We start from the raw sequence: 11,999 nt of genomic DNA, 5'->3' as shown, positions 1-11,999 counted from the left end.
GCATCTTGCGTAAGGTGGCGGCTATTCTACATACGTGGCGTCCGCTCCTGAACCTTGCTGGCGGCCGGGGCGTTAATTGGTCACAGTTAACGTGAATACCTTGATGAAGGAAGATCATATGGCGAGGCAATGGGTAGCAATAATGACGCTTCTAGGTAGTGTATTGCTTAGCGGATGTGGCGTGGATCTAGGGCCTGATCAGAACGGGCAGAAGGTCGCTAGCGAGCAGGTCGATAAGCATTGGTTAGTTATTAACTATTGGGCGGAGTGGTGTGGTCCCTGCCGCACTGAGATTCCTGAGCTCAATGCGTTGGCAAAGCAGCTTAAAGATCAGCATGTCAGCGTTTTCGGAGTTAATTTTGATGGCTTGCAGGGCGAAGATTTGAAGTCAGCCAGCGCTGCGCTGGGCATTGGATTCACGGTGCTGGCGCTAGATCCGGCGGATCATTACGACTTGCCCCACAGCGAAGCGCTGCCAGTGACCTACATCATCGACGACAAGGGCAAAGTGCGCGAAACGTTGTTGGGTGAGCAGACGGCGGCAGGTGTAAGCCAGCGGTTAGCGGCGTTGCGCGGCGAGGGGTGAGATGTTTGGCAGGTAAACCGCGAGATGGCCTTCGCGAACTTGTTCGCGAGGGCGTCAGACCAAGCAATGCTGAATCAGCTGTCCTCCAACCAGAACCGCAGCGGTTTGCCTTGTTCGGGCCAAAGACGCAGTTGCTCGATAGGGGAAATGTCCCAGCGTTGAACTTTGGTCAGGGCGTCGAGAAAGCGTTGTTCTTGCTCCATCACCGCGGGTGAGCAGACTCTACGGGTGCTGCCAACCATGCCAAAGTGAAACTTCTCGCCTTCTTGCGCGTATGGCGCGAACCAATGGTTACAGCCGGCGTTGCCATAGGCGCGGCCATCTTTGCCTAAAGTCATGGTCAGGTGGCTACGGTCGACCAAAGGACGGTCGCCAATCCATTCCAGTAAATAGCTCTGATCTTGCTGCACGCCTGGAGGCTGGGCAACGCAGCCCAACAGCGTGCTGCCAAGTAAACCAAGAAAAACGGCCCCTCTCATGCGGCTTGCTCCTGGCATTTACGGCAAAGGTGCTTATCGCCCTCGGTTTTCCAGCCCAACTCGGCAATGCGAGCAGCGGCTGCCGGTTTTTGTGCTTTGGTGCCCAGCTTGGCGTCGACTGCAAACTCGAACTTCAATTCGACCTGGCACCCGTTGCAGTTGACCTGCCATTGGTGGATCGCCAATTCTGCGAATGCCGGACCTTGAGCCACCGCGACCCATTGGCCACGAGGATTGATCAAGTGCCGGACCTTTTCAACGGTCAGGCGCATGGACAACTCCTTGCTGCCTTTAAGCGTGACCAAAAGAACATCGTCGGCGTGAATCGAGCCGCCGTTGCCGGTGACTTGATAACGCCCTGGCGCCAGTGCACGGACTTCGGTCAAGGTGTGTTGTGGGTTAAGCAGGCTGTAGCGGAAATCGTGTTCGACCATGGGTCCTCCAAATCTGCGCGCATCCTACCAGTTTTTAGCCCTCTACCAGATTCTGTGGTGACCCCTCCGCCCAGCGGGCAATGTTGTCCAAGGTTGTTTGGGCAATAGCGCCCAACGCCTCGCGGGTCAAGAACGCTTGATGCGCGGTAATAATCACGTTAGGGAATGTCAGCAGGCGCGCTAGCACATCGTCTTGCAACGGTTGATCAGAGCGATCTTCGAAGAACAGTTTTGCCTCTTCTTCATAGACATCCAGCCCCAGGTAACCCAGTTGCCCGCTTTTCAGTGCTTCGATCAAGGCTGGCGTGTCGACCAGTGCGCCGCGACCGGTATTGATCAACATGGCGCCGGGCTGCACCTGCGCCAATGTTGCGCTGTTAATCAAATGTTTGCTTTGAGGGGTCAGCGGGCAATGCAGGCTGATGATCTGTGCTTGCCCCAGCAACTCCGGCAGGCTCAGGTATCGGGCGCCCAGTGCCATAACGACAGGATTTGGATAAGGGTCATAGGCGAGCAGGGTGCAGCCAAATCCGGCCATGATTCGGGCGAAGGTTGCGCCAATCTGACCTGTTCCGACGATGCCGACCGTTTTACCCACCAGGTCGAATCCGGTCAGCCCATGCAGGCTAAAGTCCCCGTCGCGGGTACGGTTGTAGGCGCGGTGCAGGTGTCGATTCAACGCCAGAATCAAAGCCACGGCGTGTTCGGCCACGGCATGGGGAGAATACGCCGGAACTCGCACCACGCTGAGGCCCAGCTTTTGCGCGGCCGGTAAATCGACGTGGTTGAAACCTGCTGAGCGCAAGGCTATCAAGCGCGTGCCGCCTGCGGCCAATTGCTCCAATACCGGAGCACTGAGGTCATCATTGATGAATGCGCACACCACCGGGTGGTGGTCTGCCAGCGCAACGGTGTCCAGGTTCAGCCGTGCAGGTTGAAAGTGCAGGTCCACGCCGCTGGGTAACGTGGCGGCGAGAAAGCTTTCGCGATCATAGTTCTGGCTGCTGAAGACGAGCGTGCGCATAACTAAACCTCATTGGCGATGATGTTTTTTCGCAGGCACCCGGTCGATGGTGGGAGCAGGCTTGCCTGCGAATGGCTTAATGAGATTTGCCTGATAAACCGCCTTCGTCGGCAAGCCACACAAGTATTTCGTTCGGCACAAGGTATAACCGATTCATTTGACGCGGTTGTTGCTTTGGATCAAGCGCTCACGCGGGCTTCTATGGCCAGCCTATTGATCGCCATGGCCAGTTCGTCGAGGGCTGCGTCGGCTTCGGGGGCGTCTTTTTTTAGCAGGGTTTCACTGCGTTGACACGCGGCGCGCAATTGCGGGACCCCGCAGTAACGGGTCGCACCGTGTAGTCGATGCACACGTTCGATCAGTGCCGATTTGTCGTTGGATTCCCGGGCGTTGCGAATCGCTTCGCGGTCGGTGTCCAGCGATGCAAGGAGCATGGCCAGCATGTCTGCCGCTAGATCGGCTTTTCCCGCCGCCAGGCGCAAACCTTCCTCATGGTCCAGCACATGCAGGTCGACACCGTTTCGTGCGTTTTCATTAGTGCGCTCAGGCGCTTGGTTGCGCAATGCGAGACCTGTCCATTTGAGTACCACCTGCGCCAGTTGCCGCTCACTGATCGGCTTGGTCAGGTAGTCGTCCATACCGCTTTGCAACAATGCGCGCTTTTCATTCGCCATGGCGTGGGCGGTGAGAGCGACAATCGGCAGCGAAGTGCTCTGACGCTCAACCTCCCAGGCGCGAATCGCTTCAGTGGCTTGGCGCCCGTCCATGCCTGGCATTTGTACGTCCATCAGCACCAAGTCGAACGCCTCCTTCTGCACGGCATATACCGCTGCGTAGCCGCTGTCGACCGCTACAACATTAGCGCCCATGTCTTCGAGCAACGTTTGCACTAACAGCAGATTGGCCGGGTTGTCGTCAACACACAGCAGGCGCGGCGCCCGACTCGATAACGGCTCGGAGGTATCGCTGCGTTGCTGTCGCGGTTGGATCAATTCAGATAGGGCACGACGTAATTTACGCGTACACGCGGGCTTGGCCTGCAGCTGACTATGGGCATTGGGCACGGCCAACTGGAACTGTGCCTGCTCTGTGGTTGGGCAAAGCACCAAAACCTTGCAGCCCAAGTTTTCCAAGTCCCAAATATGCTGACGCAAGCGCTCAGGTGGCAATTCATGGGCAGTGATGCCCAAGACGGCCAAGTCAATGCCTTGGGGTGTTTCGTGGGCGGCGGTGACGCCGTTGATTAGGCTTTCGAGGTTGCTGAAGGTGAGTGCTTCGAGGCCACAATCTTCCAGTTGATGTTGCAAGGCCTGGCGCGCCAATTCGTGATTTTCCAGCACCGCGACTCGCCGCCCTAACAACGGCGCAGAGGGTAAGTCCTCTAAATCGCCTCGAGTTTTCGGCAGGTTCAAGCTGATCCAGAATTCCGACCCTTCACCCGGCGTACTGTCGACGCCTATTTCTCCGCCCATTTGTTCAATTAGTCGCTTGGAAATCACCAGTCCGAGTCCGGTGCCGCCCGGCTGTCGGGACAGCGAGTTGTCCGCCTGGCTGAATGCCTGGAACAGCGCACGCACGTCCTGGCTGGAGAGGCCGATGCCGGTGTCTTGCACGCTGATACGCAGTTGTACACTGTCTTCCTGCTCATCTTCGAGCATGGCGCGGGCGACAATGGTGCCTTCCCGAGTGAACTTAATCGCGTTGCTGACCAGGTTTGTGAGAATTTGTTTGAGTCGCAGCGGGTCACCCAGCAACGCCAAAGGCGTGTCGCGGTAAACCAGACTCACCAGCTCCAGCTGTTTGGCGTGGGCGGCCGGGGCGAGAATGGTCAGGGTATCCTGGAGCAGATCACGCAAATTGAAAGGAATGCTGTCCAGGACCAACTTGCCAGCTTCGATTTTCGAAAAGTCGAGAATCTCGTTAATAATGCTCAGCAGGCTATCGGCGGATTTTTCGATGGTGCCCAGATAGTCCAGCTGACGCGGAGTCATCTCACTTTTCTGCAGCAAATGAGTGAAGCCGAGAATCCCGTTGAGTGGCGTGCGAATCTCGTGGCTCATGTTGGCGAGAAATTCGGATTTGATCCGACTTGCTTCCAGTGCTTCTTTGCGCGCCAAGTCCAGTTCAATGTTCTGGATTTCGATGGTTTCCAGATTTTGCCGAACGTCTTCCGTGGCCTGATCAATGCTGTGTTGCAGTTCTTCCTGCGCATTTTGCAGGGTGGCGGCCATGCGGTTAATGCCCGAGGCTAGCTCGTCTAGCTCCAAACTGCCCAATGGGGGCAATCGGACTTCCAGATTGCCGTCCTTGAGTTGCGCCACGGCAACTTTGATACGGTTAATGGGCACGCTGATGGTGCGGCTCATGCGCAACGCTACAATTGCGGTCAGCATCAGGCCGGTGGCGATCAATAACAAGCTGGCGAACAGGCTGCGATAGCCTCTTAGCAATGTTCCGTTATGGGACAGTTCAAGTTCTACCCAGCCCAGCAGGCGATCAGCCTCCGCGGGGATCACCTCGCCCGTCAGGTGGCGTTGGCGGCCAAACACCGGCAATAAAAATCGCGTGGCGTCGTTGCCTGAGCGTTGCAGCAAGTGTGTGCTGTTTCCAACCGGTTGTTGATTGATCATGCTGGGCCCCGCATGGGACAGCAAGGTGCGGTCTGCATCCAGAAACGAGACGGATCGCACGTCACCGATTTCCAAAGCTTGTCCCGCAATGCGTTCGAGCAACACATGGTCGTTGCGGCCCAATGCAGGGGCGGCCAGCGGTGCCAGCTCTTCGGCGATCATTTCGCCGCGCTGCATGAGCTGAGCTTGCAGGTCCGAAAGTTGCATCCACGTGAAGTAACCGCCAAGAACCCCCGCCATCAGCAGGGCAGGAACGAGGGTTAACAGCAATACACGGCCTTTAATACCCAGCTTGTTCAGCACGCTATTTCTCCAGCATCCAAGCCAACATGTTCAAGACCGCAGTGTAGCGAGTTGCTTGCGCGCTATCTCGGCAAATCTTTGCCGAACTCTGTGTGTGGCTTGCCAACGACGGCACCCATGCAGGCGACCCAGGTTTCAGGTCGACATCGGCGGCGCGATGGATGGACCTTTTCGCAGACAAGCCTGCTTCTACAGTTGTCCTGCGTTTGTTGCGCGACAGAGCGGCGGCGAAGACGCTAGGGCATCCCCTACAGAAAGTGAGCACCTACGCTGCGTTATAGCGTTCAGTTATAGGCCGCACATTTTGCGTGATATGGGGTTTTGACGTTTGCCGTTATGATAGGCGCCCCGCAGTCTGGATTGCGAAAACGCCATGACCTTGCAGTATCAAACCATCGCCGATTGCGTCGGCAACACCCCACTGGTGCGTTTACAACGTTTGGCCGGTGAAACCTCTAACACCCTGCTGTTAAAGCTTGAGGGCAACAACCCCGCCGGCTCGGTGAAAGACCGCCCGGCGCTGTCGATGATTACCCGCGCCGAACTACGCGGGCAGATCCATCAGGGCGATACGCTAATCGAAGCGACCTCGGGCAATACGGGCATCGCATTGGCCATGGCCGCTGCGATCAAAGGCTATCGGATGATTTTGATCATGCCGAGCAACGCCAGCGCCGAGCGTAAAGCTGCAATGACTGCCTATGGCGCCGAGTTAATTTTAGTCAGTAAGGAGCAGGGCATGGAAGGCGCCCGCGACTTGGCTGAACGTATGGAGGCCGAAGGCCGTGGCAAGGTGCTTGATCAATTCGCAAACGGTGATAACCCCGAAGCGCATTACACCAGCACCGGCCCGGAAATCTGGCAGCAGACGGGTGGCACCATTACCCACTTCATCAGTTCCATGGGCACGACAGGCACTATCATGGGTGTCTCCCGATACCTCAAGGAGCAAAATCCCGACGTACAGATCATCGGCTTGCAGCCCATGGACGGTGCGTCGATCCCCGGTATTCGGCGCTGGCCGCAAGAGTATTTACCGCGCATCTATCAAGCGGATCGCGTGGACCGGATTGTCGATATGGCCCAGGCCGAAGCCGAAGACGTTATGCGTAAGCTGGCTCGGGAGGAGGGGATTTTTTGCGGTGTGTCTTCAGGCGGAGCGGTGGCCGGCATGTTGCGGTTATCCCGTGAAGTCGAGAATGCGGTCATGGTCGCTATTATTTGTGACCGAGGCGACCGTTACTTGTCGACCGGCGTCTACGACGAACCTAACTGATGGCCAAGCAAGAACGTGGCCTTCGTTTTCAGCCCACTGGCGGCACCAAAGCGCCGCAAGTGCCTACCGGTAAAAAACAACGCCTGACCATTGAGCGATTAGCTAATGACGGCCGTGGCATTGCTTTTTTTGAAGGCCGCACCTGGTTTGTTAGCGGTAGCCTGGCCGGAGAAGAAGTGGAAGCCCGTGTGCTGAATGCTCACGGCAAAGTCGTTGAAGCGCGCACTGAACGGGTGTTTCAAGCCAGCGCCATGCGCCGGTTGGCCCCATGCGTGCATTTCGGTCGTTGTGGCGGTTGCAGCGTTCAGCATATATCCCATGACGAACAACTTGCCCTCAAACAGCGCATGCTCGCCGAGCAATTGACCCGCGTCGCGGGCGTCGAGCCCGATGAGTGGGCGGTGCCGTTGACCGGTCCTGAGTTTGCCTACCGTCGCCGGGCGCGAGTGGCCGTACGTTGGGACGCTAAAACAAAGCGATTGGACGTGGGGTTCCGTGCGGCATCGAGTCAAGACATCGTGGGTATCGACGAATGTCCGGTGTTGGTACACGCTTTGCAGCCGATCATGGCGCAGTTACCGGCCATGTTGCGGCAGTTCAGCAAGCCTCAGGTGTTGGGTCACGTTGAGTTGTTCAGTGGTTCATCGACGGCCGTGTTGTTACGCCATACTGCACCGCTAGCCGAGGCAGATCTGGCGTTGTTGCACAGGTTTTGCGCTGCACATCAATCGCAGCTGTGGTTGCACGGTGAGGGGGCGCCGCAACCGGTGGACCCTACGCAAGCTTTGGGCTATCGACTCGAACAGTGGGATTTGCAGCTGGCGTACCGGCCTGGCGACTTCATTCAGGTCAACGCTGCTGTTAACGCGGCGATGATTGCGCAGGCGATGGAATGGCTGGCACCGAAGGCCGATGAGCGTATTCTCGATCTGTTCTGTGGATTGGGTAATTTTGCCTTACCGCTGGCCAAACAAGCCCGGCAAGTGGTGGCGGTAGAAGGTGTTGCGACCATGGTGGAGCGGGCTTGTGCCAATGCGGTGAGTAATGATCTGCATAACGTGATGTTCGTTCAGTCGGATTTATCGCAACCGCTGGCAGACGCAAGCTGGGCCGCAGAGCGTTTTTCTGCGGTACTCTTGGACCCGCCGCGCGATGGTGCTTTTGAGGTCGTGCGCAAGGTTTCTACTTTAGGTGCCCAACGGTTGCTTTATGTGTCATGCAACCCGGCAACTTTAGCGCGCGACACTGTCGAATTGATCAAGCAAGGCTACCGATTAAAACGTGCCGGTATCCTCGATATGTTTCCGCAGACGGCACATGTCGAGGCGATGGCTTTATTTGAGACGAGTAAGTAAGCAGTACGGCTTAAGGAAATGAGTCGACCGTCTACAGGGAATCTCGTTTAATCCGACTGACCCGCGAACGCACAGCCCCCGCCAGCCTAGCAGGGAGCGTTTGCTCAAGAAGGTCAGCGACTAAAGGCGCTTTTCATCGCGCCGTAGGGAAGGTAAGCAACATGGTACAGGTGAGAGCGCACCAGCCGATCAACACCGATGGCAGTATCAATCTCGATGCATGGCTCGATCATGTAGTCAGCGTCGACCTCGCATTAGACCGACAAGCATTGAAGGAAGCGTGCGAGTTTGCCCGTCATGCCGAGCAGCAAGACAATGCCTCAAAAAATCTTTGGGCAGAAGGCACCTCAAGTTTTCAGGCTGGCCTGGAAATCGCCGAAATCCTCGCGGACCTCAAACTGGATCAAGACTCCTTGATAGCTGCGGTCATCTACCGAGGGGTGCGTGAAGGCAAGATTCAACTACCAGAGGTCACCCAACGCTTCGGCCCGACGGTCTCGAAACTGATCGACGGCGTGCTGCGTATGGCCGCAATCAGCGCCAGTCTCAGTCCTCGTCAGTCTTTGGTACTGGGCAGCCAAGCGCAGGTAGAAAACCTGCGCAAGATGCTTGTGGCCATGGTCGATGACGTACGTGTTGCGCTGATCAAGCTAGCGGAACGCACTTGCGCTATTCGTGCGGTGAAAAACGCTGCTGAGGAAAAGCGCAACCGGGTTGCCCGGGAAGTATTCGATATTTATGCACCGCTGGCTCACCGTTTAGGCATTGGTCACATCAAGTGGGAGTTGGAGGATCTGTCATTCCGCTACTTGGAGCCTGATCAGTACAAACAGATTGCCAAACTGCTCCATGAACGTCGTCTCGACCGCGAGCGGTTTATCAGCGATGTTATGGGTCAACTTGAAAACGAGCTGCTGGCCACCGGTGTGAAGTCCAACATTAGCGGTCGTGCCAAGCACATTTATTCGATCTGGCGCAAAATGCAGCGCAAAGGGCTGGAATTCAGCCAGATCTATGACGTGCGTGCGTTACGGGTGCTGGTACCCGAGGTGCGCGATTGCTACACCGCGTTGGGTATCGTGCATACGCTGTGGCGGCACATTCCCAAAGAATTCGACGACTATATCGCCAACCCCAAGGAAAATGGCTACCGCTCGCTGCACACGGCGGTTATTGGCCCTGAAGGTAAGGTATTGGAAGTGCAAATCCGCACTCACGCCATGCATGAGGAGGCGGAGCTGGGAGTTTGCGCGCACTGGCGCTACAAAGGTACCGACGTCAAATCCGGGTCAAATCATTACGAGGAAAAAATCTCCTGGCTTCGTCAGGTTCTTGAGTGGCATGAAGAGCTGGGCGATATCGGTGGCTTGGCAGACCAGTTGCGGGTCGATATCGAGCCGGACCGGGTTTATGTGTTCACCCCGGATGGCCACGCCATTGACTTGCCCAGAGGCTCAACGCCGCTGGACTTCGCTTATCGGGTGCACACCGAGATTGGCCATAACTGTCGCGGGGCGAAGATCAACGGGCGCATCGTGCCGCTCAACTACAGCCTGCAGACTGGTGAGCAGGTCGAGATTATCACCAGAAAACACGGAACACCGAGTCGTGATTGGTTGAACTCGAACCTGGGTTACATCACCACGTCTCGGGCGCGAGCCAAGATCGTACACTGGTTCAAACTACAGGCCCGCGATCAAAACGTCGCTGCTGGTAAGACACTGCTTGAACGTGAACTCGCGCGACTGGCGCTGCCGCAAGTGGACTTCGACAAGTTGGCGGAAAAAGCCAACCTGAAAATTGCCGATGACATGTTTGCCGCTCTGGGGGCTGGCGATCTGCGTTTAGCGCAATTGGTCAACTTGGCGCAGCAGTTAGTCGAGCCGGAACGTGGCAACGAACAGATTGAACTGATCCCCCGCAAGGCCACCGGATACAAGCCAGGCAAACGCGGTGATATTCAAATTCAGGGCGTCGGCAACCTGATGACGCAAATGGCCGGTTGTTGCCAGCCACTGCCTGGCGATGCGATCGTCGGTTACATTACACAAGGCCGTGGCGTCAGCATTCACCGTCAGGATTGTGCGTCGGTACTGCAATTGGGTGGCCGCGAGCCTGAGCGGATTATTCAGGTCAGTTGGGGGCCGGTGCCAGTGCTCACTTACCCGGTGGACATCGTTATCCGCGCCTACGATCGCTCCGGTTTGCTGCGTGACGTTTCCCAGGTTCTGCTCAACGAGCGGATCAACGTATTGGCGGTCAACACCCGCTCAAACAAGGAAGACAACACGGCACTCATGTCGCTGACGATCGAGATTCCGGGGCTGGACGCATTAGGGCGTTTGCTGGGGCGAATTTCCCAGTTGCCAAACATCATCGAAACCCGGCGTAACAGAACGCCTTAAAAGCAGCATCAAGTGGCAAGCTTTAAGCTGCAAGAAAGGAATAAACAGCCTCAACTTGCCGCTTGAAGATTGCCGCTTGAGGCAGTAACTGAAGGGAAGTTCATGCATAACCTCCAAGACTTACTGCACCTCATGGCCCGACTGCGTGATCCGCAATTCGGCTGTCCGTGGGATATCAAACAGACTTACGCCAGCATTGTTCCGCATACCCTGGAAGAAGCATATGAAGTTGCCGATGCGATTGAGCGCGGTGACTTTGATCATTTACAGGGCGAGTTGGGCGATTTGTTGTTTCAGGTGGTGTATTACAGCCAGCTGGCCCGTGAAGAAGGTCGCTTCGAATTCGACGGTGTGGTCGACAGCATTACGCGCAAACTGATACGTCGTCATCCGCATGTGTTCCCCACGGGCGATATATATACGCCTCTGGAAGCTCCCCGCTTGGACGAAGCCCAGGTCAAACAGCGCTGGGAAGAAATCAAGGCTCAAGAGCGTGCGGAAAAGGCCGAGGCGCCGGAGCAATTATCGCTGCTGGACGATGTGCCAAACGCATTGCCAGCTTTGTCTCGGTCGGTAAAATTGCAGAAGCGCGCAGCCCAGGTTGGATTCGACTGGCCCGATGCCTTGCCGGTGCTCGACAAGGTTCGCGAAGAGCTCGACGAAGTGCTGGAGTCCATGGCTGATGACGATACCGAGAGGGTTGCCGAAGAGATCGGCGATTTGCTGTTTTCGGTGGTCAACTTGGCCCGTCACCTCAAAATCGATCCAGAAACGGCCTTGCGTGCAGCCAACGCTAAATTCGAAAGACGCTTTCGATTCATCGAACAGGTATTGCGCGAAACCCACCGTCCCATAGAAAATTGCACCCTCGAAGAATTGGACGCTCTGTGGGGCGAAGCCAAACGTCAGGAAAAGAACGCACCATGAGTATTTCCCTTCGCGATCAGTTGCTCAAAGCAGGCTTGGTCAATCAAAAGCAGGCCAAGCAGGTCGGCAAAGATAAGCAGAAAGAACAGCGTCTGGTGCACAAGGGCCAGATAGACGCTGATGATTCCCAGAAGCGTGCGGCCCAGGAGGTCATGGCTGAGAAGGCCAAGCGGGATCAGGAGCTCAATCGTCAACAGCAGGAGAAGGTCGAGCAAAAAGCTCGTGCCGCCCAGGTCAAGCAGTTGATCGAAGTGTCGCGCTTGCCGAAGCTGACCACCGAAGACTATTACAACTTTGTCGACGATAAGAAGGTCAAGCGTATCTCGGTCAATGCCTTGATGCGTAACAAGCTCAGTGCAGGTTCGTTGGCCATCGTTCATCACGCGGGCGCTTACGAGATTATCCCTCGTGAAGCTGCGCTGAAGATTCAGGAGCGCGATCCACGCCGAATTGTATTGCTTAACGTGCCAACGGAAGCGCCAGATGCGGATGACCCGTACGCGGCTTATCAGGTGCCTGATGACCTGATGTGGTAAGCCTCTGTGCCAAATAAACGAAACCCGCCGCGGCGGGTTTTGTT

General features: G+C 56.4%; 10 protein-coding genes. 6 read left to right on the top strand and 4 right to left on the bottom strand.

Features of this window, described 5'->3' with window-relative positions; all coding sequences use genetic code 11:
- Window positions 1-118: 118 nt before the first annotated feature.
- Window positions 119-586 (top strand): TlpA disulfide reductase family protein, encoded by a 468-nt coding sequence (locus QN378_RS14005; RefSeq protein ID WP_322205025.1) that lies wholly within the window; start codon window positions 119-121, stop codon window positions 584-586.
- Between the two features lie 74 nt (window positions 587-660).
- Here QN378_RS14005 and QN378_RS14000 read toward each other — a convergent pair whose 3' ends face one another.
- The 4 genes from QN378_RS14000 to QN378_RS13985 form a co-directional block, all read right to left on the bottom strand.
- Window positions 661-1,065, bottom strand: coding sequence for an META domain-containing protein (locus tag QN378_RS14000; RefSeq protein ID WP_322205024.1), 405 nt, complete (start codon window positions 1,063-1,065; stop codon window positions 661-663).
- On the bottom strand, window positions 1,062-1,499 hold the full coding sequence (locus QN378_RS13995) for a hypothetical protein (RefSeq protein WP_322205023.1): 438 nt from the start codon (window positions 1,497-1,499) through the stop codon (window positions 1,062-1,064). The genes QN378_RS14000 and QN378_RS13995 overlap by 4 nt, the downstream gene beginning before the upstream one ends.
- Window positions 1,500-1,533: 34 nt before the next feature.
- A complete protein-coding gene (locus QN378_RS13990; protein WP_322205022.1) occupies window positions 1,534-2,523 on the bottom strand; it encodes a 2-hydroxyacid dehydrogenase in 990 nt (329 codons plus the stop codon).
- Between the two features lie 179 nt (window positions 2,524-2,702).
- Entirely contained in the window at window positions 2,703-5,456 is a 2,754-nt protein-coding gene (locus tag QN378_RS13985) for a response regulator (protein ID WP_322205021.1), read from the bottom strand.
- Window positions 5,457-5,829: 373 nt separating this feature from the next.
- On the opposite strand from QN378_RS13985, the gene cysM reads away from it, so the two are divergent.
- The 5 genes from cysM (at window position 5,830) to QN378_RS13960 (ending at window position 11,955) form a co-directional block, all read left to right on the top strand.
- Window positions 5,830-6,732 carry a cysteine synthase CysM gene (cysM, locus tag QN378_RS13980; RefSeq protein ID WP_323547088.1) on the top strand — a complete coding sequence of 301 codons (903 nt, stop codon included), beginning with the start codon at window positions 5,830-5,832 and terminating at the stop codon, window positions 6,730-6,732.
- Entirely contained in the window at window positions 6,732-8,087 is a 1,356-nt protein-coding gene (gene rlmD, locus QN378_RS13975) for a 23S rRNA (uracil(1939)-C(5))-methyltransferase RlmD (RefSeq protein ID WP_323547090.1), read from the top strand. The genes cysM and rlmD overlap by 1 nt, the downstream gene beginning before the upstream one ends.
- 161 nt (window positions 8,088-8,248) lie before the next feature.
- Window positions 8,249-10,492 (top strand): GTP diphosphokinase, encoded by a 2,244-nt coding sequence (gene relA / locus QN378_RS13970; protein ID WP_322205018.1) that lies wholly within the window; start codon window positions 8,249-8,251, stop codon window positions 10,490-10,492.
- Window positions 10,493-10,594: 102 nt separating this feature from the next.
- Complete coding sequence (mazG, locus tag QN378_RS13965; RefSeq protein WP_323547092.1) at window positions 10,595-11,419, top strand: nucleoside triphosphate pyrophosphohydrolase; 825 nt, start codon at window positions 10,595-10,597, stop codon at window positions 11,417-11,419.
- Window positions 11,416-11,955 carry a DUF2058 domain-containing protein gene (locus tag QN378_RS13960; RefSeq protein WP_322205016.1) on the top strand — a complete coding sequence of 180 codons (540 nt, stop codon included), beginning with the start codon at window positions 11,416-11,418 and terminating at the stop codon, window positions 11,953-11,955. The genes mazG and QN378_RS13960 overlap by 4 nt, the downstream gene beginning before the upstream one ends.
- Window positions 11,956-11,999: the final 44 nt, after the last annotated feature.

Source organism: Pseudomonas sp. 10S5 (genome assembly GCF_035019745.1).
GTDB lineage: Bacteria > Pseudomonadota > Gammaproteobacteria > Pseudomonadales > Pseudomonadaceae > Aquipseudomonas.
This window is presented reverse-complemented; position numbering and strand designations above follow the sequence as displayed.

Coding starts and splice junctions, on each gene's coding strand:
- QN378_RS14005 (WP_322205025.1), top strand. CDS start 119: ATGGCGAGGCAATGGGTAGCAATAATGACGCTTCTAGGTAGTGTATTG.
- QN378_RS14000 (WP_322205024.1), bottom strand. CDS start 1,065: ATGAGAGGGGCCGTTTTTCTTGGTTTACTTGGCAGCACGCTGTTGGGC.
- QN378_RS13995 (WP_322205023.1), bottom strand. CDS start 1,499: ATGGTCGAACACGATTTCCGCTACAGCCTGCTTAACCCACAACACACC.
- QN378_RS13990 (WP_322205022.1), bottom strand. CDS start 2,523: ATGCGCACGCTCGTCTTCAGCAGCCAGAACTATGATCGCGAAAGCTTT.
- cysM (WP_323547088.1), top strand. CDS start 5,830: ATGACCTTGCAGTATCAAACCATCGCCGATTGCGTCGGCAACACCCCA.
- rlmD (WP_323547090.1), top strand. CDS start 6,732: ATGGCCAAGCAAGAACGTGGCCTTCGTTTTCAGCCCACTGGCGGCACC.
- relA (WP_322205018.1), top strand. CDS start 8,249: ATGGTACAGGTGAGAGCGCACCAGCCGATCAACACCGATGGCAGTATC.
- mazG (WP_323547092.1), top strand. CDS start 10,595: ATGCATAACCTCCAAGACTTACTGCACCTCATGGCCCGACTGCGTGAT.
- QN378_RS13960 (WP_322205016.1), top strand. CDS start 11,416: ATGAGTATTTCCCTTCGCGATCAGTTGCTCAAAGCAGGCTTGGTCAAT.